Annotated in this window: 20 protein-coding genes; 1 reads left to right on the top strand and 19 read right to left on the bottom strand. The window is 69.8% G+C overall.

The genetic code is table 11. The features are described 5' to 3' along the window. Nucleotides 1–255: hypothetical protein (locus tag VF092_02115; protein HEX6746081.1), on the top strand; the 255-nt coding region annotated here is incomplete at its 5' end. 383 nt (nt 256–638) lie between these two features. Here the strand turns inward: VF092_02115 and VF092_02120 are convergent. The 19 genes from VF092_02120 to VF092_02210 all read right to left on the bottom strand — a co-directional run bounded on the left by VF092_02120 (nt 639) and on the right by VF092_02210 (nt 25855). Then, complete coding sequence (locus tag VF092_02120; GenBank protein HEX6746082.1) at nt 639–1016, bottom strand: TraR/DksA C4-type zinc finger protein; 378 nt, start codon at nt 1014–1016, stop codon at nt 639–641. A 282-nt stretch (nt 1017–1298) separates the two neighbouring features. After that, a complete protein-coding gene (rseP, locus tag VF092_02125; protein HEX6746083.1) occupies nt 1299–2657 on the bottom strand; it encodes an RIP metalloprotease RseP in 1359 nt (452 codons plus the stop codon). Continuing rightward, the gene (locus tag VF092_02130; GenBank protein ID HEX6746084.1) at nt 2651–3799 is read right to left on the bottom strand and encodes a 1-deoxy-D-xylulose-5-phosphate reductoisomerase; all 1149 of its coding nucleotides are present in this window, start codon (nt 3797–3799) and stop codon (nt 2651–2653) included. Before VF092_02130 ends, rseP begins: the two co-directional genes overlap by 7 nt. Before the next feature lie 5 nt (nt 3800–3804). Beyond that, a complete protein-coding gene (locus VF092_02135; protein HEX6746085.1) occupies nt 3805–4626 on the bottom strand; it encodes a phosphatidate cytidylyltransferase in 822 nt (273 codons plus the stop codon). A gap of 62 nt (nt 4627–4688) precedes the next feature. Continuing rightward, nucleotides 4689–5432 carry an isoprenyl transferase gene (locus tag VF092_02140; GenBank protein ID HEX6746086.1) on the bottom strand — a complete coding sequence of 248 codons (744 nt, stop codon included), beginning with the start codon at nt 5430–5432 and terminating at the stop codon, nt 4689–4691. Between the two features lie 179 nt (nt 5433–5611). After that, on the bottom strand, nt 5612–6163 hold the full coding sequence (frr, locus tag VF092_02145; GenBank protein HEX6746087.1) for a ribosome recycling factor: 552 nt from the start codon (nt 6161–6163) through the stop codon (nt 5612–5614). Nucleotides 6164–6284: 121 nt separating this feature from the next. Beyond that, complete coding sequence (gene pyrH, locus VF092_02150) at nt 6285–7064, bottom strand: UMP kinase (protein HEX6746088.1); 780 nt, start codon at nt 7062–7064, stop codon at nt 6285–6287. Beyond that, complete coding sequence (gene tsf / locus VF092_02155) at nt 7061–7660, bottom strand: translation elongation factor Ts (GenBank protein ID HEX6746089.1); 600 nt, start codon at nt 7658–7660, stop codon at nt 7061–7063. The genes pyrH and tsf overlap by 4 nt, the downstream gene beginning before the upstream one ends. 136 nt (nt 7661–7796) lie before the next feature. After that, nucleotides 7797–8663: a 30S ribosomal protein S2 gene (rpsB, locus tag VF092_02160; protein HEX6746090.1), complete on the bottom strand. Its 867-nt coding sequence runs from the start codon at nt 8661–8663 to the stop codon at nt 7797–7799. Nucleotides 8664–8868: 205 nt separating this feature from the next. Next, complete coding sequence (gene rpsI, locus VF092_02165; protein HEX6746091.1) at nt 8869–9261, bottom strand: 30S ribosomal protein S9; 393 nt, start codon at nt 9259–9261, stop codon at nt 8869–8871. Between the two features lie 10 nt (nt 9262–9271). Then, nucleotides 9272–9700 carry a 50S ribosomal protein L13 gene (gene rplM, locus VF092_02170; protein ID HEX6746092.1) on the bottom strand — a complete coding sequence of 143 codons (429 nt, stop codon included), beginning with the start codon at nt 9698–9700 and terminating at the stop codon, nt 9272–9274. Nucleotides 9701–9875: 175 nt separating this feature from the next. Then, the gene (locus VF092_02175) at nt 9876–10484 is read right to left on the bottom strand and encodes a hypothetical protein (protein HEX6746093.1); all 609 of its coding nucleotides are present in this window, start codon (nt 10482–10484) and stop codon (nt 9876–9878) included. 79 nt (nt 10485–10563) lie between these two features. Next, on the bottom strand, nt 10564–10779 hold the full coding sequence (locus VF092_02180; protein ID HEX6746094.1) for a hypothetical protein: 216 nt from the start codon (nt 10777–10779) through the stop codon (nt 10564–10566). A gap of 161 nt (nt 10780–10940) precedes the next feature. Then, nucleotides 10941–12779 carry an ATP-binding protein gene (locus VF092_02185; GenBank protein HEX6746095.1) on the bottom strand — a complete coding sequence of 613 codons (1839 nt, stop codon included), beginning with the start codon at nt 12777–12779 and terminating at the stop codon, nt 10941–10943. A gap of 185 nt (nt 12780–12964) precedes the next feature. Then, a complete protein-coding gene (locus tag VF092_02190) occupies nt 12965–13759 on the bottom strand; it encodes a response regulator transcription factor (GenBank protein ID HEX6746096.1) in 795 nt (264 codons plus the stop codon). 284 nt (nt 13760–14043) lie between these two features. Beyond that, complete coding sequence (locus tag VF092_02195; GenBank protein HEX6746097.1) at nt 14044–15897, bottom strand: ATP-binding protein; 1854 nt, start codon at nt 15895–15897, stop codon at nt 14044–14046. Then, entirely contained in the window at nt 15894–16499 is a 606-nt protein-coding gene (locus tag VF092_02200; GenBank protein HEX6746098.1) for a chemotaxis protein CheB, read from the bottom strand. The genes VF092_02195 and VF092_02200 overlap by 4 nt, the downstream gene beginning before the upstream one ends. Further along, nucleotides 16499–17446: a protein-glutamate O-methyltransferase CheR gene (locus VF092_02205; protein ID HEX6746099.1), complete on the bottom strand. Its 948-nt coding sequence runs from the start codon at nt 17444–17446 to the stop codon at nt 16499–16501. Before VF092_02205 ends, VF092_02200 begins: the two co-directional genes overlap by 1 nt. Nucleotides 17447–17953: 507 nt before the next feature. After that, nucleotides 17954–25855, bottom strand: a complete 7902-nt coding sequence (locus tag VF092_02210) for a HAMP domain-containing protein (GenBank protein HEX6746100.1) — start codon at nt 25853–25855, stop codon at nt 17954–17956. Nucleotides 25856–25926: the final 71 nt, after the last annotated feature.

A 25926-nucleotide genomic window follows, 5' to 3' on the forward strand; every position in this document is an offset into this window, starting at 1 on the left:
CCCGGCTCGCTGTACGCGCCGTCGCCGCGCGAGCTGCCCGAGCGCGTGCCCGGGCCGGAGTACCCGGCACACTGCATCGTGCGGCAGGTGCGCGCGAACGGCATCCTGTATTTTCGCGACCGCTCGATCTTCCTGAGCGAGCTGCTGATCGGCCAGCACGTCGCGCTGGAAGAGATCGCCGACGGCATCTGGTCGATCTACTTCTACAAGCTGCTGCTGGCCCGGTTGGACGAGCGCAGCTTCGCGCTGTCCTGAGCTCTCTTTTCCCGTGGGGCTGCTGACGCGTCCCTCGGGAAAAGTCGAAAAAACGAACCGTGGTGAACCGCGTCAGCACCGTGAGGAGGTGTCAACCATCCTCCCGGTCTGAAGTGTCAAGCGTCATCCCGGTTGCTCAGACGCCGCCGCGCGTGACGTGATGCAGAGAACCGCCGAGATGGCTGGCGCGGCGGTGGCCCGGCGCCGTTGGCCACAGTAGTATCGTGGCCTACGGCGCGCGCAGCCCGTTTTGGCGTCTCAGCGCCAAACACGCCCAAACCTTGCAGTTCTTCCGCTCCATCTCGTGCAAATGCGAAGGGCGGCACCCGGAGACCCGGATGCCACCCTCGCCACGCTCCCACCCTTCGCCCCAAGCAGACCAGTTACGCCGCCTGCTCCTCGCGCATCTTGCAGTCCAGGCAGTACCGGGCGTGCGGGAGCGCCTCGAGCCGCGCGAACGGGATCGGGTTGCCGCACGAATGGCAGATGCCGAACTCCTCGGGGCTGTTGTACAGCCGCCGCAGCGCCTCTTCCACGCGGTACAGGTACCGGCCTTCCTTGCTGGCGAACAGGAACGACTTCTCGCGCTCCATGGCGTCCGTGCCCTGGTCGGCCATGTGGAACGAGTAGCTGGAGAGGTCGTTGTCGGCGCTCTCGCGCGTGAGCTTGCTCTGCTCCGCGAAGCGGCCGAGCGAACGCAGGGTCTTGTCGCGCTCCCGCAGGAGCAGGCGCTCGATCGCTTCGAGCTCGGTCCGATCCATTCGCTTGTCTCGCTGCAGCGTGTTGCTGGGCATGGATGCGTCTTGGGCGTGGAGGTGCTCGGGCGAGGAGAGGCGCCGCGTGTCACGCGCCGGGCTATCCGGGGGAACCCCGAAATCTAGCGAGATTCCGGCGTTATGTACACCGTTGGGTCCAACTGGTTTCCACGCCGTTCACGGTGTTCCCGACCGGCCGGCGGAGAGCCGCGTCACAGTCCCGACAAACGCCGCGCGCCCGGGCCTCACGAGACCGGGGCGCGCGCTCATTCACCGTCGATCGGCGGCTTACCGGCCGAAGACGATGCGGGCGATGTCGTTGCCGTTGGCCCAGATCATCAGCGCCACCACGATCACCAGCCCCACCTGCGACAGGCGGATGCGCGCCTCGATGGAAAGCGGCCGGCCGCGCACCGCCTCGAAACCCAGGAACATCAGGTGCCCGCCGTCGAGGATGGGGATGGGCAGCAGGTTCAGCACCGCCAGGTTCACCGAGAAGAGCGCCAGGAAGGTGAGCCACACCTCCAGCCCCATCGCGGCCGTCTGCCCCGACGCCTCGCCGATGGACAGCAGGCCGCCCATGTTGCGCGGCGAGATCTCGCCGGTGAACAGCTTCTTCAGGATCCCCACGATCAGCACCGACGCGTTCCACGTCGAGCGCGCGCCGATCCGCACCGCCGTGCCCACCGACGCGGGGCGATGCTTGTCGGGCATCGGCCCCGGCGCCGCGCCGATCTTCCCCACCGTCACCCGCTCGCCCAGGGCGTTGGTGTCGGGCGACGACGTGGGGGTGACGGTGAGCGCCAGCGGCTTGCCGTCGCGCTCCACCACCAGCGGCAGCGGCTTGCCGCCGTGGGTGTGGATGATGGCGACCAGCTGGTCCCACGAGTGCACGGGTTGCCCGCCCGCCTGCGTCACCCGGTCGCCCGGCCTGATCCCGGCGCGCGCGGCCGGCAGCCCGGTGATCACCTCGCCGATGATCGCCGGCCGGTAGGGGAGGAGCTGGTTCAGCATCTGCCGGCGCGGCTTCCTGGCCGCGGGCAGGTTCAGCGTCACCGGCGCCGCGTCGGAGAAGCGCAGCTGCACCGGGCCGGCGGGCGCCTTCCGCAGCGCGTCGTACACGTCCTCCCACACCGTCACCGGCTTCGTCCCCACCTGCGTGAGCGTGGCGCCGTCGGGAACCACCGCCAGCTCGCGCCCCGGGCCCGCCAACTCCGCCGCGGGCGCGATGGAGACGCGCGTCACCGGCGTCACCGGCTCGCCGTAGATCAGTGGGAGGGTGGTGAAGACGGCGAAGGCGAACACCAGGTTCATGATCACCCCGGCGGTGATCACCAGCGCGCGCGCCCACAGCGGCTTGGAGTCGAAGGTGCGCTCGGGGTCGACGACGTAGCCCTCGCCGCTTCCCTCCAGCGCCTCGGCGGCCTCGTCGTCCTCCATCCCCGCCATCTTCACGTAGCCGCCCAGGGGGATGGCGGAGACGACGAACTCCGTCTCGCCGACGCGGAAGCCGGCCAGGCGCTTGCCGAAGCCCAGCGAGAAGCGGGGCACCTGGATGTTCACCGCCTTGGCGGCGAAGAAGTGCCCCAGCTCGTGGACCAGGATCAGGAGCGAAAGACCGACGACGGTCGAGACGATTGTCAGCACGGGGCCAGCCTCTGCACGAATTCCTCGGTGGTGCGCCGCGCCCGGGCGTCTGCCTCGAGCACGTCCTGCAGCGTTCGGGCCTCGGCGACGGGGCAGCGCTCCAGCGCGTCCGCGATCGCCTCGGCGATGCCGGGAAAGCCCAGCCGCCCGGCCAGGAAATGCTTCACGGCGATCTCGTTCGCCGCGTTGTAGACGGCGGGCGCCGTCCCCCCCGTCCGCCCCGCCTCGACGCCGAGCGCGAAGGCGGGGAAGCGGTCCCCGCGCACGGGCTCGAAGGTGAGCGTCCCCGCGGCGACGGGATCGAAGCGGCGGCACGCGTACGGCAGCCGCCCCGGATACGACAGGGCATAGACGATGGGGATCTCCATCGTGGGGAACCCCATCTGCGCCAGCACCGACCCGTCCACCATCTCCACCATGCTGTGGATGATGGACTGGGGATGGACGACGGCCTCGATACGCTCGTACTCCACGCCGAACAGGAAGTGCGCCTCGACGACCTCCAGCGCCTTGTTGGCCAGCGTGGCCGAGTCGATGGTGATCTTGGCGCCCATGTCCCACGTGGGGTGCCGCAGCGCGTCCGCCGGCGTCACCCCGGCCAGCGCCTCGGCCGGCCAGTCGCGGAACGGGCCGCCGCTGGCGGTCAGCACGATCCGCCGCACGTCCTCGACCCGCGCCCCCTGCAGGCACTGCAGGATCGCGCTGTGCTCGCTGTCGACGGGAATGAGCTCTCCCCCGCCCTGCCGCGCCGCCTCCAGCACCAGCGGCCCGCCGCACACCAGCGACTCCTTGTTCGCCAGGGCGACCCGCTTCCCCGCCCGCAGCGCGGCCAGCGTGGGCTCCAGCCCCGCCGCGCCCACCAGCGCGTTGAGGACGACGTCGGCGTCGGGGTGCGTCGCCGCGTCCAGCAGCGCCTGCCGCCCCGTCGCCCACTGCGTCCCCGTCTCGCACCCGGCGGGGAGGTCCCCGTCCACGACGACGGCAAGGGAGGGGCGATACCGGCGCTCGAGCGCCGCCAGCGCGTCGCCGCTGCGGTGCGCGGTGAGCGCGACGGCGCGGAAGCGGTCGGGGTGCTGGTCCAGCACCGCCAGCGCGCTCCGCCCGATGGAGCCTGTGGCGCCCAGGATGGCAACGCCCTTCATCTCGCTCAGGGGCTCACCACCAGCATGAAGAACCCGTAGGCGACCGGCAGGGTGAAGAAGAGCGAGTCGAAACGGTCCAGCGCGCCGCCGTGTCCCGGCAGCAGGCGACCCGAGTCCTTTACCCCCACGTCGCGCTTGAGCAGCGACTCGCCGAGATCCCCCACCTGCGCGGCGACGGAGATCAGCAGCCCGAAGACCGCGGCCTCCACCATCCCCACCTGCCAAGTCCCGAAGCGCGCCAGCAGGAGAGAGTACCCCACGGCGGTGATCGGGGTGCCGATGACCGCCCCCAGCGCGCCGGCCACCGTCTTCCCCGGGCTCACCTTCGGGATGAGCTTCCGCTTCCCCCAGAGCCGCCCGGCGAAGTAGGCGTAGGTGTCGCTGAGCCAGGTGAGCACGACGGGAAAGAGGAGGATGGCCGTGCCGTGCAGGCTGCTCTCGATCCCCGGGAGATGGCGGAGGAAGAGCGCGAACATCAGCAGCGACGGATACACCGCGCCCATGATGGTCACGGCCACGGAAAGGAGCGGCTCGCCCGCCACCCCGCGCTGCCAGATGGCCGCCGTCAGCGCGGCGAGGACGATGGCGACGACGGCGCCGTACAGCAGCGGCGTGTCCACCCCCCGCGCCGGCTCGACCGCGGCGACGGCGATCAGCCCGGCCGCGCCGACCATCCCCACCACCGCCAGGCCGAAGGCGCGCTTGAGCTCGGCCATGCGGAAGAGCTCGCGGGTGGAGAGGACGGCGCAGAGCGCCAGCAGCGCGGCCAGCACCCAGCCGCCCAGGTACATGGCAGCGACCGCGATGGGAATGCCCACCGCGGCCACCGCAACGCGCGTCGCAGTCTCGGAACGAGCCAAACCCGGACTCTCCGGAAGTGTCTTGGAAATCAGGTCGCCAGCACGCGGCCGAAGCGCCGCTCGCGCCGCTGGTACTCGAGCAGCGCCTGGTAGAAGTGCTCGCGGGTGAAGTCGGGCCAGAGGACGGGCGTGACGTACAGCTCGGTGTACGCCAGCTGCCAGAGCATGAAGTTGGAGATGCGCAGCTCGCCCGAGGTGCGGATCAGCAGGTCGGGATCGGGGTCGCCCGGCGTGTACAGGTGCTCGGCGAAGAGCGCCTCGTCGATCTCGCCCGGCATCAGCGTGCCCTCGCGCACCCGCTCGGCCAGGCGCCGCGCCGCGTGCACGATCTCGGCGCGCGAGCCGTAGCTGATGGCGAGATTGAGCTTCAGCTTCGTCCCCCCGCGCGTGTGCTCGACGATGGAGTCGATGGCGGCGCGGGTACGCGGCCCCAGGTGGTGCAGCTCGCCCACGGCGTGCACCTCGACCCCCTTCTCCCTCAGCTCGCGACGCTCCTTGCGCACGTACAGCTCCAGGAGCGTCATCAGCGCGGCCACCTCGCCCTTGGGCCGGTGCCAGTTCTCCTGGCTGAAGGCGAAGAGGGTCAGCACCTCCACCCCGGCGTCGCCCGCGGCCTCCACTGCCTCGCGCACGGCGCGCATCCCCGCGCGGTGCCCGAACTCGCGCGGGCGGCCGCGCTCGCGCGCCCAGCGGCCGTTTCCGTCCATGATCACGGCCACGTGCCGCGGCACCGGGCCGTTCAGGCGAAGCTGCTGGAGGAGGTCTGGCGACATGCGGGGAAGATGGACCGGGGCGACGGGTTTGTCAAAGCAAGTAGTCTGCGCAACAGAAGTGCGAAAGTGCGAAAGTGCGAAAGTGCGAAAGTGCGAAAGTGCGAAAGTGCGAGAGTGCGGGGTTCACGCCGGAACCAGCGCACTTTCGCACCTTCGCACTCTCGCACCGCGCGAAGCGCCTAGACCTCCATCACCTCGGCTTCCTTGTGCTTCAGGATCTCCTCGATCTTCGCGATGTACTGGTCGGTCAGCTTCTGCACCTCGCCCTGCTCGCGGCGCACGTCGTCTTCCGACAGCCCCTCGTCCTTCTGCCGGTGCTTGATCTCGTCGTTGGCGTCCTTGCGCGCGTGGCGCACGGCAACCCGCGCCTCCTCGGCCAGCTTGTGCAGCAGCCGCACGTACTCCCGGCGCCGCTCCTCGGTCAGCGGGGGGATGGGGATGCGGATGATCTGCCCGTCGTTGCTGGGATTGAGCCCCAGGTCGCTCTCCTGCAGCGCCCGCTCGACGGCCTTGATCAGCGAGCGGTCCCACGGCTGGATGGTCAGCAGCCGCGGCTCGGGGGCGCTGACGGTGCCCACCTGGTTCAGCGGCACCTTGCTGCCGTAGGCCTCCACGCGCACGGTGTCGAGCAGCGCGGTGCTGGCCTTGCCGGTGCGCACGGCGGCGAACTCGCGCCGCAGGGACTCCAGCGCGCCCTCCATCCGCTGCTTGGCTTTCTGTAGGCTGGCCATGGGATTCGTCGGTCCGGGTCAGTCAGTCGATCGGGATGGATTCAAACTCCGGGACTGCACCGAAAGCGCGCGAGGCGCCGCCGGCGCACTCACGCACTTCCGCACTCACGCACCGTGTCGGCTACGGATGGACCAGCGTGCCGATCCGCTCGCCGCGCACCACGCGCGCGATGGCGTCGGGCGCCTCGAGCGAGCAGACGATCAGCGGCGTGCCGTTCTCCTTGCACAGGCTGAGCGCCGCCGCGTCCATCACCCCCAGCTCCTTCGACAGCGCGTCGAGGAAGGAGATCTCGGGGATGAAGGTGGCCGACGGGTCCTTGGCCGGGTCGGCGGTGTAGACGCCGTCGACCTTGGTGGCCTTCACGATCACGTCGGCCTCCATCTCGATCCCCCGCAGCACCGCGGCGCTGTCGGTGGAAAAGTACGGGTTGCCGGTGCCGCCCGCAAAGATCACCACCCGCCCCTTGTCGAGGTGGCGCAGCGCGCGGCGCCGGATGTACGGCTCGGCCAGCTGCTCCATGCGGATGGCGGTCAGCACCCGCGTCTCGGTGCCCTTGCGCTCGAACCAGTCCTGCAGCGCCAGGGCGTTGATCACGGTGGCCAGCATCCCCATGTAGTCGGCGTTCACCCGGTCCATCCCCTGCTGGCTGGCCAGGGTGCCGCGCACGATGTTGCCGCCGCCGATCACCAGCCCCAGGCTCACGCCCATGTCGTGGACCTGCTTGATCTCGTCGGTCAGCCGGTCCACCACGGGCGGCGAGATGCCGGACTTCTGCTCGCCCGCCAGCATCTCGCCGCTGATCTTCAGCAGCACGCGCCGGTACTTCAGCGCGCCCGCGCCGTCGGCCGACGGCGCGGCTGCCGGGTTGCCGGCCATGGGGATGGCGGCCGCCCCGCTCACTGCTCGCCGAGCGCGAAGCGGGCGAAGCGCCGCACCTCGATCTTCTCGCCGGTGCGGGCCGACGCGTCGGTCACCAGCTGGCCGACGGTGATGTCGGGGTTCTTCACGAACGGCTGCTCCAGCAGCGCCTGCTCGGCATAGAACTTCTCCAGCTTGCCGTCGACGATCTTGTTCCAGATCTGCTCGGGCTTGCCGCTCTCCCTGGTCTGCTCCAGGTACACGGCGCGCTCGCGCTCCACCAGGTCGGCCGGGAAGTCCTCGCGCCGCACCGCCACGGGGCTGGCCGCGGCGATGTGCATGGCGATGTCGCGCACCAGCCCCTGGAAGTCGGAGTTGCGGGCCACGAAGTCGGTCTCGCAGCCCACCTCCACCAGCACGCCGATCCGGCCGCCCATGTGGATGTAGCTGCCGACCGCGCCCTCCCGGGTCTCGCGCTCGGCGCGCTTGGCCGCCTTGGCGGCGCCCTTGGCGCGCAGGATGTCGATCGCCCGCTCCATGTCGCCGCCCGCCTCGTTCAGGGCGCCCTTGCACTCCATCATCCCCGCGCCGGTGCGGTCGCGGAGCTCCTTCACGTCCTTCGCGGAAATCTCGGCCATCCCAGTCCTCGTCCGGTTCAGTCGGTTGGTTCGATCGTCAGAAAGCCCGCGGGGCGGGCTGAAAAAACGGGGCCACGAGCGCGTGAGAGCGCCGGTGGCCCCGGATGCTGCCGCGGTCCGGCCGTCGGCGCGGGCGTTACTCGGCGGCGCCCTCGTCGGCCCCGCCGGTGGCACCCGGCGCGGCGCCCTCGCGCGGACGGCGCTTGCGGCGCGGGCGGCGGCGGCGGCCGCGGTCGTCGTCGGCCGGCGCGCTGCTGCCGGTCTCGGTGCTGTACACGGTGACCTCGGCCTCGTCGGCGGCGCGGCGGGCCTCGGCCGGCATGGCGGCGCGGGCCTCGATGATCGCGTCGGCGATGGCGCCGGTGATCACGCTGACCGAGCGGATGGCGTCGTCGTTGCCGGCGATGGGCACCGTCAGCACGTCGGGGTCGGCGTTGGTGTCGGCGATGGCGATGACCGGGATCCCCAGCTTGTTGGCCTCGGAGATCGCGATCTTCTCCTTCTTGGCGTCGACCACGAACAGCGCGCCGGGAACGCGGGCCATGTCCTTCACGCCGGCCAGGTACTTCTCCAGCCGCTCGCGCTCGCGGTCGAGCATCAGGCGCTCCTTCTTGGTGTAGAAGTCGAAGGCGCCCTCCTCCTGCCCGCGCTCCAGCTCGCGCATCCGGCGGATCTGCTTCTTCTGCGTGGTGAAGTTGGTGAGCATCCCGCCCAGCCAACGCTCGGTCACGTGGAACGAGCTCGACCGCTCGGCCTCGCTCTGGATGACCTGGCGGAGCTGCTTCTTGGTGCACACGAACAGCACGCGGTCGCCGCGGCTGATCACGTTGCGCACCAGCTCCTGCGCCAGCTCGATCTGGCGGAGGGTCTTCTTGAGGTCGATGATGTAGATGCCGTTCCGCTCCGCGAAGATGAACTTGCGCATCTTCGGGTTCCAGCGGGAGGTCTGGTGCCCGAAATGGACACCGGCTTCGAGAAGCTCCTGGATGCTCGGCTGAGCCATGGTGCGGTACCTGCACGGATTCGGGTTTGCCGGGGCCGCAACCGTGCGGCCCCGCCTCCACCGCCGTCATCCGGCGCCCCGACCGCGTGGTTCACGCGGCACCCGCGGCGTCGTCGGGCGGTGTGTGAGTTGGAAGTGCGACGGGATTCGGCGCCGCGCGGCCGAGCGACGGAAGTCGCCCAGCCGCACAGAGCCACGCTCCCGACTAGCGCTTGGAGAACTGGAACCGCTTGCGGGCGCCCGGACGGCCGGGCTTCTTCCGCTCCACCTCGCGCGGGTCGCGGGTGAGCAGCTCCTCGGCGCGCAGGCGCGGGCGGAACTCCTCGTTCACCTGCAGCAGCGCGCGGGCAAGGCCCAGCTGGATGGCGTCGGCCTGGCCGCGGAGACCGCCGCCGTTGACCGTCACCTTCACGTCGAACTGCCCCTCGGTCTCGGTGGCCGCCAGCGGGCGGGTGGCCGACTGCCGCAGCACGTGGCGCGGCAGGTACTGCTCGAGGGAGCGGCCGTTCACCTCCCAGTTCCCCGTGCCGGGGCGGAGGTAGACGCGCGCGACCGACGTCTTGCGGCGGCCGATGGCGTGGTACTGTTCGGTAGCCATTCCAGGGTGCTCAGATGTTGAGGGGTTCCGGGTTCTGCGCCGCGTGCGGGTGCTCGGGCCCCGCATACACCTTGAGCTTCTGGCGCATCTGCCGCCCCAGCGCGTTCTTCGGCAGCATTCCCTTCACCGCCAGCTCCACCACCCGCTCGGGGTGCTTGGCCAGCATCTCCTTGAAGGGGATGAACTTCTCGTGGCCCATGTACCCGCTGTGGCGGAAGTAGGTCTTCTGGTCGGCCTTGTTTCCGCTCAGCTGCACCTTGTCGGCGTTCACGACGACCACGTAGTCGCCGGTGTCGAGGTGCGGGGTGTAGGTCGGCTTGTGCTTGCCGCGGAGGATGCGCGCCACCTCGGTGGCCACGCGGCCCAGGATCTTGCCGGCGGCGTCGACCACGTACCACTTGTGCTCGATCTCGCCCGCCTTGACGGAATACGTCTTCATGACACTCCGCTTTGCAGCCGCGCCCCACCGTGCGCGCCGCGCCTGCCGGCCACCGGGCCGGCACTGGATGGTATGAAAAAATCGCCGCCCCGGCGTACCCGAGGGCGGAAGGCGTGGTCGGGACAGACAGGTACGATACCCAAATCTCCCAGTTCTGTCAACCCGCGGCGGGCAATCAGGACGCGGAGACGAGCCACTCCTTCACCAACCGGGTCAGATCGTTGAAGGTGAGTTCCTCCACGCGCAAGTCGGTCTTCGACGCCAGCCTCGGCAAGCGAGCGACGAAGCGGAGATAACGCTCGTGAACGATCCCACCGCTCGGCATGGGCAACCCCGGCCGCCACGTAGCCAGGGCATCACGAACAGCGCGTATCAGCTCAGCCTCTCCGCCGTTGTGGGCGCGGATGTCCTGTCCCGCGATGTCGCTGCAGAACTGCTGATAGCGATATCGTTCGCGATCGAAGATGAGGCACGCCTTGGCTCGGTGACGCCCGCCGCCGTAGTACTTTGCTCCGAGAAACAGGCCGAGTTCCAGCGGCATGTTGAACCGCGGAAGGCCGGATCTCGCGTCCAGTTCCGTGCGCGAGAGGTCGTGGATCCCGTACCTCGACTCGCCGATCACGCGGACCAGTTTCCCGAACCGTACTTCGCTGCCGTCGTCGAGTTCCAGCGCCGAGCGCGGTACGAATCCACAGTACTGCACCGCGAAGACGAGCGCCCGGAACAGCGGCTGGTAATCGCCGTCGAATGGGCAGTTGATGAAAACGCTGGCATTGTAATCCATGCCTCATCACCCGGTCGCGGAGGATTCATTCTCATCCCATCGGCAAGCTGCGTAGCTGTGTATCTCGCCATGCCGGCAATCACCGCGAGAGGTACAGTTCTACCGCTCCCCTGCCGGACCGCTCTGCTTTGCGCTCCGTCGCGCGGCGGCTCGTTCGCGCCTTTCTTACCGCCTCGGCGAGTCGGTCCTCCTCCAGCACTTCCAGCACCGCGCGCCTGGCCTGCTCGACCGTGAAATGCGTCGGCGGACAGGCAGGCTCCAGGATCGGTGCGTACTGCTTCTTCTTCCTCGCCATGCACGGCCTCCACGTGGCTGGTCCGGGAGAAAATCTAAACGAGGTGAATGGCGCTGCGGAAGGCGGCGTGAGAAAGCGGCCAGCGGGGGGACAGACTCGCCGATCGCGTGATGCGCGGATCGTAGGAATCCAGCTGGGGCGCGGCTTTTCGACCGCGTCGATCACGCCGCGTGTGAGCCTTCCGTGGCGATGGATGCGGGCTCGTCGCCGGCGTGGTCGGGGGCGGGGGCGGGAAGGGTGAAGCGGATGGTGGTGCCACGGCCGAGCTGGCTCTCGGCGCAGACGGCGCCGCCGTGGCCCTCGACCATGTGCTTGACGATGGCCAGCCCCAGCCCCGTGCCGCCCTCCTCGCGCGAGCGGGCGGCGTCGGCGCGGTAGAAGCGCTCGAAGATCCGGGGGAGATGCGCCGAGGGAATGCCCGCGCCATCGTCGCTCACCTCCACCGTCACCCACGCGGGGTGATCGGCGGCGGCCAGTGCGTCCCCGCGGCGGGGGGCCTCGGCGGCGGAGGTGGCGGCGGGGCGCGCGCGGACGGCGATCTCGCCGCCGTCGGAGACGTAGCGGAGCGCGTTGCTGAACAGGTTGCTCAGGATCTGCCGCAGCGCGGCGGGGTCGGCCCACACGAACTCGGCCTCGTGGGGGACGTCGACGGTGAGCCGGGCCTGCTTGCGGGCGGCGGCGTCGCGGAAGCCGCCCCACGCGTCGGCCGCCATCTCGGCGACGGAGACGATCTCGGGCTGCACCCGCCATCCCCCCGACTCCAGGCGCGACAGGTCCAGCAGGTCGTCGACGATGCGCTGCAGCCGCTCGGCGTTGTCCTTCACCGTCGCCGCGAATCGCCCGCGCAGCTCGGACGGGAGGTCGGGGTCGAGGAGCGTCTCGCTGTAGCCGCGGATGGCGGTGAGGGGCGTCTTGAGCTCGTGCGACGCGTTGGCCACGAAGTCGCGGCGCACGTCCTCGAGGCGGCGCAGCTGCGAGACGTCGAGGAACACCATCACCGCGCCGCCGGCGGGGAGCGGCTGGGCGGTGGCGAGCAGGCTCCGTCCGGCCACGGTGAGCTCCGTGGCCGGCACCGCCTCTCCGCCGACCACGCGTCCCACCATCTCCAGGAACCCCTGCCGCCGCGCCACCTGCTCGGGGGTGATGCCGCGCGGATCGGCGGAGAGCGCGAACATCTCGCGCGCGGCGGGGTTGGCGCGGCGCACGCGCCCCTGCGGGTCGACGGCGATCACGCCCTCGGACATGGCGTCGATCAGCGCCTGCATCTCCGCGCGCTCGCCCTCCAGCTGCCCCAGGCGGCGCTGCAGCTCGCCCGCCAGGTGGTTGAGCGAATCGGCCATCTCCGCCAGCTCGTCGCGGCCGCGGGTGCGGGCGCGCTGGGCCAGGTCGCCGGCCGCCATCGCCCGCGCGGCCTGGGTGATCTGGCGCAGCGGGTGGGTGACGACGCGGCTGAAGCCGGCGGAGAGGAGCCCCGTCAGCACCAGCGCGATCACCCCCACGCCGAAGATCCCGCGCTGCACCCGCGTGACCGCGCGGTTCACCTCGCGCAGGGGAACGGAGACGCGGATGATCATCCCCGTCGACGCGGGGACGGCGAGGTAGAGGTACTCCGTGCCGACGGACGCGCTCACGCGCACGGCCTCGCCCATGTGGCCGGCGAGGGCCGCGCGGACCTCGGGGCGGCCGCTGTGGTTCTCCATCGCGGCCAGCGCGGGGCCGTCCTTCTCCGAATCCCCACGCACCACGCCGTCGCGGCCGATGATGGTGATGCGGCGGCGGGTGATGCCGCCCAGCCAGTCGGCCAGCGAGTCGGGGTCGAGCTGCGGGTTGGCCTCCTCGAGGGTGCGGACCAGCGCCAGCTCGCGCCCCATGTCGTCGGCCACCATCCCGGTGAGGTGGCGGCGCAGCATGGAGCCCACACCCAGCGTCAGCGCCACCACCACGGCGGCGATGACGGCGAGGTAGCTCAGGAAGAGCTTCTGGTCGGCGCGAAGGTGCACGGGACGGAAGTGCGAGAGTGCGAGAGTGCGAAGGTGCGAGAGTGCGTCGATGCGGTTGTATCCTACACGCCCGAAGGGCCGGCGAGAATCCCGTCGATTCTCCCGGCCCTTGGACTTGTCACCTGCGTACGCGCCGGAAGGTACTTTCGCACCTTCGCACCTCGCACTTTCGCAACTCGCCTGCGTCAGCGCGGCGGGTCGGTGCGAAAGCGATAGCCGAAGCCGCGCACCGTCTCCACCCACTCGGCCTGGTCTCCCAGCTTGTTGCGGAGCCGCTGCACGTGCATGTCGACCGTGCGCGTGGCGATGTTGGCCGTGACCTCCCACACCGCCTCGAGCAGCTGGCGGCGGCTCTGCACGCGGCCGCGGCGCTCCATCAGCGTCAGCAGCAGGCGGTACTCGGTGGGCGTCAGGTCCAGCTCGCGGCCGTCCACCTCGGCCCGCGCGGCGCCGGTGTCGACGGTGAAGGGGCCCACCCGCACCACCTTGCCGCCCTTTCCCGCCGGCGGCGCCTGCTGCACCCGGCGCAGCACCGCGCCCACGCGCAGGATCAGCTCCTGCGGCGAGAACGGCTTGGCCACGTAGTCGTCGGCGCCGAGCCTGAGGCCGGTGATGCGGTCCTGCTCCTCGCGCCGCGCGGTCAGCAGGATCACCGGGATCTCCTGCGTCTCCGGCCGCCTGCGCAGCTCCTCCAGCACCTGCAGCCCCGACATCCCCGGGAGCATCAGGTCCAGCACCACCAGGTCCGGCCGCTCCAGCTCGGCGGCGCGGATGGCCTCGGGGCCGCTGGACGCGGTGCGCACCCGGTACGACTCGCGCGCAAGGTGATAGGCGACGAGCGCGGAGATGTCGGGCTCGTCGTCGACCACCAGGATGTGGGCGTTGGTCATCGTGGGCGTATGGGGCCGCGCGGAGCCGGCGACACCGATCAGCTGGTCGGGGGCGCCGGGAAGATGCGGCTGGGCCGTGGCGGTCGGCAAGGATCACCTCCTTCGGGTTCGGGGGTGATTCTACCGGCCGGTTGTAACGACCCTGTCACGTCCGTGGATGGAGGTTGTTACGATCACAGCCGCCAGATCCGGCGCATTATGACTCGATCTCGAAAAAGGAACAGTCATACCGCTCTCAGGACTTACCGTGCATTCCCATGTTCCTGAACTGAAGAATCTCACACGGAGGGAACCGAGGGAACGGAGAACCTCCGATCGCGTTCAGTTCCTCCGTTACCTCCGTTCCCTCCGTGTGAGTCATTCTTTCGAGGAGATCAGGGGACGACGTGCACGGTCGGCTCCTCGGGCGCGGGCTCGCCCTCGGCCTCGCCGGGGGGGATGCGGTCCTTCTTCCGCCGCGCGGGCTCCTGCGTCCCCGCCTCCGCAGCGGCGGGGAGCTCGGGCGGCGGCGGCAGGTCGGCCGCGTCGACCTGCGGCGCCGCGAAGCCGTTGGGCGAGGGGAAGTCGATCAGCGGCACCCCGCCCACCTCGCTGACCTTGGCGGGAAGGACCAGCCGGAAGGTGCTCCCCTCGCCCGGCCGCGACGCCACGGTCAGGCTCCCGTCCAGCAGCTTGGCCAGGCGGCGCGAGATGGGGAGCCCCAGCCCCGTCCCCTGGTGCTGGTTGGGCTGGGAGAGCTGCACGAACTCGTCGAAGATCTTCTCGTGGTCGTCCTCGGGGATGCCGATCCCCCGGTCGGTCACGTCCACCTCCACGCCGCCGTCGTCGCGCGCACGGCAGGCCACGGTGATCGGCTTCCCCTCGCCGAACTTGATGGCGTTGGAGAGGAGGTTGAGCAGGATCTGCCGCACCCGGCGCGGGTCGGTGATCACCGTCACCGGCTCGCCTGCGTACTCCAGCGCCAGCTCGGAGCCGTGCTCGTCGGCCAGGGGGCGCACGGTGACGAAGAGGTCGTGGATCACGCCGGGGAACGTCGCCGGCTGGATCTCCAGCTCCAGCTTCCCCGCCTCGATCTTGGAGAGGTCGAGGATGTCGTTCACCAGCTCGAGGAGATGCTTGGCCGCCTTGTTGGCGCGCTCGATCCCCCGCGCCTGCTCGGGGGTGAGCGGGCCGTAGATGTTGTCGAGGAGGAGCGCGCTGTAGCCCAGGATGGCGTTGATGGGGGTGCGCAGCTCGTGGCTCATCGAGGCGTAGAAGCGGCTGCGCGCGCTCATGGCCGCCTCCAGCTCCATCTGCCGCGCCTGCAACTGCTCGTTCACCCGCTTCAGCTCCTCGCTGGTGCGCGCGAGGGAGACGGCCTGCTGCTTCAACGCCTCCTCCGCCCGCCTGCGCTCGGAGACGTCGCGCGCGATCACGGTGAACACGCGCTCGGCCTCCAGCGCCAGGCAGCTGATCGACGCCTCGGCGGGAAACTCCGCGCCGTCGGCGCGGCGGCCGGTGAGCGCCATCGCCTGCTGGGTGCGCTGCCCGCCGCGGCGCTCGGGGGTGCTCCGCGTCTCCTTGCACACCCGCTCGAGCTCCACCTCGCCGAACCCGGCGAAGAAGCGGTCGATGGTCCCCGCCAGCGCGTCGTCCTCGGAGACGCCGAACATCTCCTGCGCGGCCTGGTTGAAGAGCGTGACCACGCGGTCGTCGCCGAAGGTGATGATGGCCTCGAGCGCCGAGTCCACGATCTCGGCCATCCGCGCCTCGCTCTCCATGATCCGCGCGCGGTGCTCCAGCTCCAGCTCGCGGCGCTGGCTGCGGCGCAGCCGCTCTTCCTGGTCGCGCAGCTGCTCGGTCTTCAGGTAGAGGTCGATGAAGACGGAGACCTTGGAGCGCAGGATGTCGGGGTGGAAGGGCTTGAAGATGTAGTCGACCGCGCCCACGGAGTAGCCCTGGAAGACGAACTCGTCCTCCTTGCTGATGGCGGTGAGGAAGATGATGGGCGTGTAGCGCGAGCGCTCGCGGCGCTTGATCATCTCCGCCGTCTCGAAGCCGTTCAGCCCCGGCATCTGCACGTCGAGGAGGATGCAGGCGAAGTCCTTGCGCAGCACCGCCCGCAGCGCCTCCTCGCCGCTGGCGGCGCGCACCAGCTCGTGCCCCAGCGGCTCGAGGATGGCCTCGAGCGCCATCAGGTTCTCGGGGCGGTCGTCCACCATCAGGATGCGGGCGCGCGGCGCGCTCATGCGGCCCCCTTCCGGCACGGCGGCATGCGGCGCCCCTCGATCCCCGCCAGGTACGGCGCGATCTCCTCCATCGGCAGCACGCACGCCTCGGGAACCGCCTTGAGCGCCGACTGCGGCATCACCCGCACCTCCGACGTCGCCGGGTCCTGCACGATGGCGTGGCCGCCGCGGTCCACGATCTTCCTCAGCCCCCGCGCCCCGTCGGAGTTGGCGCCGGTCAGCACGATGCCGATGACGTCGACCCCGTAGGCGTCGGCCGCGGACGAGAACATCACGTCGATGGAGGGGCGGCTGAAGCGCACCGGCTCGTCGGTGCTGAGCGCGAAGTATCCCGGCTCGACCAGGAGATGGTAGTCGGGCGGAGCGACGTAGACGCGCCCCGGGGCGATGCTCTCCTTGTCGCTGGCCTCGGCCACGTCGAGCCGCGAGCACTCCTGCAGCAGGTCGCAGAGCAGCTCCGAGTCGCGGCTGCGGTGCTGCACGATGGCCAGGGGGATGTCGAAGCCGGGGGGGAGGCCCGACACCAGCGTGCGGAGCGCCAGCAGCCCGCCGGCGCTCACGCCCACCGCGATCAGCCGGAACCCCTGCGTGGGCCCCGACATCAGGCCACCCTCCGGTAGATCTTCTCCTTCACGTCCAGCGGCTCGTAGCGGTCTTCGTAGGTGGTGAAGCGGAGCGTCTCCTTGTTGCCCAGGCAGAGGATGCCGAGCTGCACCAGGGAGGCGTAGAACAGGTCGTGCACGCGGTTCTGCAGCTCGCGGTCGAAGTAGATCATCACGTTGCGGCACAGGATCACGTGGAACTCGGCGAACGAGCCGTCGGTGACCAGGTTGTGCTGCGAGAACACCACGTTGCGCGTGAGCGAGGGGCTGAACAGGGCGCCGTCGTACATGGCCGTGTAATACTCGCTGAACGACCGCGTGCCGCCGGCGCGGATGTAGTTCTCGGTGTACTCCTGCATCTTCTCCAGCGGGAAGATCCCGGCCCGCGCGCGATGCAGCACCACCTCGTTGATGTCGGTGGCGTAGATCCGCGTCCGGTCGTACAGCCCCTCCTCCTGCAGGAGGATGGCCATCGAGTACACCTCCTCGCCCGTCGAGCACCCGGCGTGCCAGATGCGGATGAACGGATAGGTGCGCAACAGCGGCACCACGCGGCTCCGGAACGCGGCGTAGAAGCCGGGGTCGCGGAACATGGCGGTGACGTTGATGGAGAGGTCCAGGAGGAGCCGCTCCATGGCGTCCACGTCGTGCAGGATGCGGTCCTGCAGCTGGCTCACCGTCTTCAGCCCCTCGTCGGAGATCCGCTTCCACAGCCGCCGCTTGAGCGACGAGTAGGCGTAGGAGCGGAAGTCGAAGCCGTAGTGGCGGAACACCGCCTCCAGCAGCACCTGGATCTCCACCCGCTCCAGCTCGGGCGAGTAGCCGGTGGGGGTGTCGGGCAGCCCGCCCCCGCCGCGGAGCGCGCCGCCCGCGTCGCCGCGCCGCCGCTTCAGCCGCTCGCCCTCGGCCGCCGTGCTGCTGCTCGCCTCCTTCTCCGTGGCCGCCACTGCGATCCGTGTGTCTCGTGGTGTGCCTCATCAGTTCCCGCGCCGCCGCATGCGCGCGCGTGCCGGAGAGGCGCACTGCGCAATCCTCCTGCCGTTCGGTCGCGCGAACCCCGTTCGGCGGGACGATTTCCCTTCGGTTCCCATCGATTGGGGCGAGGTGAACCCGCAGCGACCTCGCCGTCCCCTCTCGTCTACCGCGGGTCGATCACGGGCGATGATGGTGCTCGGTCCCACCCGCGGGTGATCCGGGCATTCAACCTGTTTCCACCGGGATGATTCGGCCACGGTGAACAGGATGCCTTGCCCGCCCCCGTCTACCCCGGGTTGAAACCCGAGGCTACAACGGCCCGAAGTCCGCCTTCGCGGACTCCCGCCCGGGCATCGGCGCGAACGGGCGGACATCGCCCCGCGATTCCGACCCGCGGGGTGATGCGGACGCCGCGCAAGCGTCCGCATCACCCTCCCCGATCCCCTACTCAGCACTGGGCACTGAGCACTGGGCACTCGTCACTTGTACAGCCACACCCGCATCAGCGACAGCAGCTGGTCGGTGTCCACCGGCTTGGTGATGTAGTCCGACGCGCCGGAGGAGATCGACTTCTCGCGGTCGCCCTTCATCGCCTTGGCGGTGAGCGAGATGATGGGGAGCTCGGCGAACTCGGGCATCTCGCGGATGGCCCGGGTGGTCTCGTAGCCGTCCATCTCCGGCATCATCACGTCCATCAGCACGATGTCGATGTCGGGGTTGGCCCGCAGCACGTCGACCGCGTCCTTCCCGTTCTCCGCGAACACCACCTCCATCCCCTGCCCCTCGAGCACGCTGGTCAGCGAGAAGATGTTGCGCACGTCGTCGTCCACGATCAGCACCTTCTTGCCGCTGAAGGCGCTGTCGCTGCTGTGCAGCCGCTCCAGCATCCGCCGCTTCTGCTCGGGGAGCTTGGCCTCCACGCGGTGCAGGAAGAGCGCGGTCTCGTCCAGGAGCCGCTCGGGGCTCTTGGCGTCCTTGAGGATGATGGTCTCGGCGTAGCGGCGGAGCTGCGTCTCCTCCTCGCGCGACAGCTCCTTCCCCGTGTAGATGATGATGGGAAGGTCCTGCATGGCGTCGTTCGACTTCACCTGCTCCAGCAGCTTGAAGCCGTCGGTGCCCTGCAGCCCCAGGTCCAGCACCATGCAGTCGTAGTGCTTCTCGGCCAGCTCGCGCAGCGCCTCCTCGGCCGACGCGACGGCGGTGATCTCCACGTCGTCCTCGCCCACCAGCTCGATGATGCTCTGGCGCTGCGTCTCGTCGTCCTCCACCACCAGCAGCCGCTTGACGCCGTCGGCCAGGAAGGTGGAGATGCGCTCGAAGGCGGAGTCCAGCGCCTCCTTGCTGACCGGCTTCTCCAGGTAGCTGAGCGCACCCTGCCGCAGCCCCCGCTGGCGCTTGCCGATCCCCGACACGATGTGCACGGGGATGTGCCGCGTCGCGGGCGAGTGCTTCAGCCGGTCCAGCACCGTCCATCCGTCGATCCCCGGCAGGTCGATGTCGAGGGTCACGGCGTCGGGATGGAACTCCTCCACCAGCTCCAGCCCGGTCTCGCCGTCGAGCCCCACCAGCGCCTTGAAGTGCTTCTCGCGCGCCATCTCCAGCAGGATCCGCGCGAACGCCGGGTCGTTCTCGATGATCAGCACCACGCGGTCGCCCGGCTCGATCGACGAGCGGTCGTCGTGGATCCCCACCGCCTCGGGCTCGCGCGGGCGGCGGCGGCGCTCCACCGTGGGCCCCTCGCCGGCGGCCGGCTCGGCCTCGGCGGGGCGAGGGCGCGCGCGGCGGGTGCGCGACGGGGCCGGCGCCGGCGTGGCCGCCACCGGCGAAGGCCCGCGCCCGCCGTTGCCGTTCCCCTCGCCGCCGTCGTCGTCGTCCTCGTCGGGGTGGTAGCCGTGCGGCTCGCCCGGCCACTCGCGCGGGAGGAAGAGGGTGAAGGTGCTCCCCTCGCCCTCGGCGCTCTCCACGCGGATCTCGCCGCCCAGCAGCCGCGAGATCTCGCGCGAGATGGTGAGCCCCAGCCCGGTGCCGCCGTACTTGCGGCTGGTGGTGCCGTCGGCCTGCTGGAAGGCCTCGAAGATCATCTTCTGCTTGTCGCGCGCGATGCCGATCCCCGTGTCGGCCACGGCGAAGGCCACCACCTCGTCGGCCTGGTCGAGCACGGGGTTGCCGAAGCGGCGGCTCTTGTCGGCCCGGCGCACGGTAAGGGTGACGCTTCCCTCGTGGGTGAACTTGAAGGCGTTCGACAGCAGGTTCTTGATCACCTGCTGCAGCCGCTGCCCGTCGGTCCACAGCGTCTCGGGCGCATCGGGCTCGAGGTTGACGACCAGCGCCACCCCCTTCTGCTCGGCCACGGGGCGGAAGGAGCGGTCGACGTAGCCCGCGACGTCCTGCAGGTACACGTCGGTCGGGTTGATCTCCATCTTCCCCGCCTCGACCTTCGACACGTCGAGGACGTCGTTGATCAGGTTCAGCAGGTCGGTGCCGCTGGCCAGGATGGTGTTGGCGTACTCGACCTGCTTCTCGCTGAGGTTCCCGTCCTTGTTGTCGGCCAGGAGCCGGCCCAGGATGAGCAGCGAGTTGAGCGGCGTGCGCAGCTCGTGGCTCATGTTGGCCAGGAACTCGCTCTTGTACTTGGAGCTGAGCGCCAGCTGCTCGGCCTTCTCCTCCAGCTCGCGCCGGGCCGTCTCGACCTCGGCGTTCTTCTGCTCGACCTTGCGGTTCTGCTCGGCCAGGAGGCTCGCCTTCTCCTCGAGCTCCTCGTTGACCTGCTGCAGCTCCTCCTGCTGGTCGCGCAGCGCCTCTTCGCTGGCCTTGAGGGTGCGGGCCTGCGCCTCGAGCTCGGCGTTGGTGCGGCGCAGCTCCTCCTGCTGGCTCTGCAGCTCCTTCGACTGGCTCTGCAGCTCCTGCGTGAGCTTCTGCGACTGCTCCAGCAGCTCCTCGGTGCGCATGTTGGCGGCGATCATGTTGATCACCACGCCCACGCTCTCGGCCAGCTGGTCCAGGAACACCTGGTGGATCTGCGAGAAGGGGTTGAACGAGGCCAGCTCGATCACCGCCTTCACCTCGCCCTCGAACAGCACCGGCATCACCATGATGCTGCGCGGCGGCGCCTCGCCCAGCCCGCTGGATATCACGATGTAGTCGTCGGGGAGTCCGGTAAGCAGGATCGGCTTCTTCTCCAGCGCCGCCTGGCCGACGAGCCCCTCGCCCGGGCGGAAGCGGTTGGAGACGTTCTTCCGGTGCTTGTAGGCGTAGCTGGCGATCAGCTTCAGCAGCATCCCGCCGTCCTCCTCGGCCAGGAAGAAGGCGCCGTGGTTGGCGCCGACCAGCGGAGTGAGCTCCGACATGATGAGGCGCGAGATCGACTCCAGGTCCTTCTGCCCCTGCATCATGCGGCTGAACTTGGCCAGGTTGGTCTTCAGCCAGTCCTGCTGCGCGTTCTGCTCCGTCGTCTCCTTGAGGTTGGCGATCATCTGGTTGATGTTGCGCTTCAGCTCGTCGAGCTCGCCGCGCGCCTCCACCGTGATCGTCCGCGTCAGGTCGCCGTTGGTCACCGCGATGGCCACGTCCTTGATCGCGCGCACCTGCGCGGTCAGCGAGTTGGCCATGGCGTTCACGTTGTCGGTGAGCGCCCGCCAGGTTCCCGCCGCGCCCGGCACCTCGGCCTGGCCGCCCAGCTTCCCCTCGGTGCCCACCTCCTTGGCCACGCGCGTCACCTCGTCGGCGAAGACGCGGAGCGAGTCCACCATGTCGTTGATGGTGTCCTTCAGCTCCGCGATCTCGCCCTTCACGTCCACCGTGATCTTCTGGCTCAGGTCGCCGTTGGCCACCGCGGTGGTCACCACGGCGATATTGCGCACCTGGTTGGTCAGGTTGCTCGCCATGAAGTTCACGCTGTCGGTCAGGTCCTTCCACGTCCCCGCCACCCCCGGCACGTTCGCCTGGCCGCCGAGGACGCCTTCGGTGCCCACCTCGCGCGCCACGCGGGTCACCTCGCTGGCGAAGGCGGAGAGCTGGTCCACCATCACGTTGATGGTGTTCTTCAGCTCCAGGATCTCGCCCTTCACGTCCACGGTGATCTTGCGCGTCAGGTCGCCCCGCGCCACGGCCGTGGTCACGTCGGCGATGTTGCGCACCTGCGAGGTGAGGTTACTCGCCATGAAGTTCACGTTGTCGGTCAGGTCCTTCCACGTTCCCGCCACCCCGGGCACGTTCGCCTGGCCGCCGAGCCTCCCCTCCGTGCCCACCTCGCGCGCTACGCGCGTCACCTCGCTGGCGAAGGCGGAGAGCTGGTCCACCATGGTGTTGACCGTCTTCTTCAGCTCCAGCACCTCGCCCTTGGCGTCCACCGTGATCTTGCGCGTCAGGTCGCCCCGCGCCACGGCCGTGGTCACGTCGGCGATGTTGCGCACCTGGTTGGTGAGGTTGCTCGCCATGAAGTTCACGGAGTCGGTCAGGTCCTTCCATGTCCCCGAGACCCCGGGCACGTTCGCCTGGCCGCCGAGCACCCCCTCCGTTCCCACCTCTCGTGCGACGCGGGTCACCTCCGACGCGAAGGCGGAGAGCTGGTCCACCATCACGTTGATGGTGTTCTTCAGCTCCAGGATCTCGCCCTTCACGTCCACGGTGATCTTGCGCGTCAGGTCGCCCCGCGCCACGGCCGTGGTCACGTCGGCGATGTTGCGCACCTGGTTGGTGAGGTTGGACGCCATGAAGTTCACCGAATCGGTGAGGTCCTTCCACGTCCCGCCGACGTTCGGCACCTCGGCCTGGCCGCCCAGCCTCCCCTCCGTGCCCACCTCGCGGGCCACGCGCGTCACCTCGTCGGCGAAGACGGAGAGGCGGTCGACCATGGAGTTGATCACCTCCTTGATCTGCAGGATCTCGCCCTGCGCCTCGACGGTGATCTTGCGCGTCAGGTCGCCGTCGGCGATGGCGGTGGCCACCGCGGACACGTCGCGCAGCTGGACGGTCAGGTTGCCGGCCAGCTGGTTCACGTTCTCGGTGAGGTCGCGCCACACGCCTGCCACGCCCTCCACGTTGGCCTGGCCGCCCAGGATCCCCTCGGTGCCCACCTCGCGGGCCACGCGCGTGACCTCGGCGGCGAAGGCGGAGAGCTGGTCGACCATCGTGTTGATGGTGTTCTTCAGCTCCAGCATCTCGCCCTTCAGCTCCACCGTCACCTTGCGGGAGAGGTCGCCGTTGGCCACGGCGGTCGTCACCTGGGCGATGTCGCGCACCTGCCCGGTGAGGTTCGAGGCCATGAAGTTCACCGAGTCGGTGAGGTCCTTCCACGTCCCCGCCACCCCCGGCACCTCGGCCTGGCCGCCCAGCACGCCCTCGGTGCCCACCTCGCGCGCCACGCGCGTCACCTCGTCGGCGAAGACGGAGAGGCGGTCGACCATCGAGTTGATCACCTCCTTGATCTGCAGGATCTCGCCCTGCGCCTCGACGGTGATCTTGCGCGTCAGGTCGCCGTCGGCGATGGCCGTGGCCACGGCCGACACGTCGCGCAGCTGCACGGTGAGGTTGCCGGCCAGCTGGTTCACGTTCTCGGTCAGGTCGCGCCACACGCCCGCGACGCCTTCGACCCGCGCCTGGCCGCCCAGCTTCCCTTCCGTCCCCACCTCCTTGGCCACGCGCGTGACCTCGGCGGCGAAGGCGGAGAGCTGATCGACCATCGTGTTGATGGTGTTCTTCAGCTCCAGCATCTCGCCCTTCAGCTCCACCGTCACCTTGCGGCTCAGGTCGCCGTTGGCCACCGCCGTCGTCACCTGGGCGATGTCGCGCACCTGCCCGGTGAGGTTCGAGGCCATGAAGTTCACCGAGTCGGTGAGGTCCTTCCACGTCCCGGCGACGCCCGGCACCTCCGCCTGGCCGCCCAGCACCCCCTCCGTCCCCACCTCGCGGGCCACGCGGGTCACCTCGTCGGCGAAGATGGAGAGGCGGTCAACCATGGAGTTGATCACCTCCTTGATCTGCAGGATCTCGCCCTGCACCTCCACCGTGATCTTGCGCGTCAGGTCGCCGTTCGCGATGGCCGTGGCCACGGCGGACACGTCGCGCAGCTGCACGGTCAGGTTGCCGGCCAGCTGGTTCACGTTCTCGGTGAGGTCGCGCCACACGCCGGCCACGCCTTCGACCCGCGCCTGGCCGCCGAGCTTTCCTTCCGTGCCCACCTCGCGGGCCACGCGGGTGACCTCGGACGCGAAGGCGGAGAGCTGGTCGACCATGGTGTTGATCGTGTTCTTCAGCTCCAGCACCTCGCCGCGCACCTCCACGGTGATCTTCTGCGAGAGGTCGCCGTTGGCCACCGCGGTGGTGACCAGGGCGATGTCGCGCACCTGGTTGGTGAGCGAGCTGGCCATGAAGTTCACCGAGTCCGTCAGGTCCTTCCACGTGCCCGCCACGCCGGGCACGTCGGCCTGCCCGCCCAGCCGCCCCTCGGTTCCCACCTCGCGGGCCACGCGCGTCACTTCCGACGCGAAGGCGGAGAGCTGGTCCACCATCACGTTGATGGTGTTCTTCAGCTCCAGGATCTCGCCCTTGGCGTCGGCGGTGATCTTCTGCGACAGGTCGCCGTTGGCCACCGCGGTGGTGACCATGGCGATGTTGCGCACCTGGTTGGTGAGGTTGCCGGCCATGAAGTTCACGGCGTCGGTCAGGTCCTTCCAGGTGCCGCCCACGTTGGGCACCTCGGCCTGGCCGCCCAGGATCCCCTCGGTGCCCACCTCGCGGGCCACGCGCGTGACCTCGTCGGCGAAGACGGAGAGCCGGTCGACCATCGAGTTGATGGTGTTCTTCAGCTCCAGCACCTCGCCCTTCACGTCCACCGTGATCTTCTGACTGAGGTCGCCGTTGGCCACCGCGGTGGTGACCATGGCGATGTTGCGCACCTGGTTGGTGAGGTTGCCGGCCATGAAGTTCACGCTGTCGGTCAGGTCGCGCCAAACGCCGGCGACCCCCTCCACGTTGGCCTGCCCGCCCAGGATCCCCTCCGTCCCCACCTCGCGGGCCACGCGCGTCACCTCCGACGCGAAGGCGGAGAGCTGGTCCACCATCACGTTGATGGTGTTCTTCAGCTCCAGCACCTCGCCCTTCACGTCCACCGTGATCTTCTGCGACAGGTCGCCGTTGGCGACGGCCGTCGTCACCAGGGCGATGTTGCGTACCTGGTTGGTGAGGTTGCCGGCCATGAAGTTCACGGCGTCGGTCAGGTCCTTCCACGTGCCGCCCACGCCCGGCACGTCGGCCTGGCCGCCCAGGATCCCCTCCGTCCCCACCTCGCGGGCCACGCGCGTGACCTCGCGGGCGAAGGCGGAGAGCTGGTCCACCATCACGTTGATGGTGTTCTTCAGCTCCAGAACCTCGCCCTTCACCTCCACAGTGATCTTGCGCGAGAGGTCGCCGCGCGCCACCGCCGTGGTCACGTCGGCGATGTTGCGCACCTGGGCCGTGAGGTTGCCGGCCATCTGGTTCACCGAGTCGGTGAGGTCCTTCCACGTCCCGGCGACGCCCGGCACCTCGGCCTGGCCGCCCAGGACGCCCTCCGTCCCCACCTCGCGGGCCACGCGCGTGACCTCGCTGGCGAAGGCGGAGAGCTGGTCCACCATGGTGTTCACCGTCTGCGCGATGCGCAGGAACTCACCCTGCACCGGCTTGCCGGCGATCTCCAGCGCCATCTTCTGGCTGAGGTCGCCGCGCGCCACCGCGGTGAGCACGCGGGCCACCTCGGTGGTGGGCTGCATCAGGTCGGTCAGCAGCGAGTTGATGGCGTTCACCGTGGTCGCCCATCCCCCGCTCACCTCGCCCAGGCTCACGCGGTCGGTGGCCTGCCCCTCGCGGCCCACGGTGATGGAGACGCGCGCCACCTCGGAGCTGAACTTCTCCTGCCGCGCGGCGATGTCGTTGACGGTGGCGGCGATGTCGCCCAGCAGCGGGTCGACCGAGTCGGGGAGGCGCACGGAGAAGTCGCCCGCGCGCACGGCGCGCAGCGCCATCAACAGGCGCCGCAGTTCGCCGCGCTCGCCGCCGTCTCCCTCGCCATCGCCGTTGCCGCGCACGCGGGCGCGGCGCGCGGGAGGCGCGGCCTCGGCGACGGCCGACGCGGCGCCGTTGCCGCGGCGGGCACGGCGGGCGGGCACCGGCACCGTCTCGGTGTCGGAGACCACGGGCGCGGCGGCGCGGTTCACCCGGCCGCGCGGACGCCGGCCCGCGGGAGCCGGGGGCAAGGGCGCCACGGCCTCGACGGCTTCGGGGGATAGGATGCCGGCCTCGGGCGCGGGAGGCGGCGCGGCGCGGCGCGCGCGGCGGCGGGGTGCGCCGTCGTCCGCGGTCGGCTGCGGGGTCGCGTCCATGGGGCGGTCGTCACCGTTCGGCACGGTCATGCTCCTGCGGTGGAGATGTGGATCACGGAACGAGTTCCTGGCCGCTCCGTCCGGGCTGCGGACGG

Origin of the sequence: Longimicrobium sp., assembly GCA_036377595.1 — a bacterium.
GTDB lineage: Bacteria > Gemmatimonadota > Gemmatimonadetes > Longimicrobiales > Longimicrobiaceae > Longimicrobium.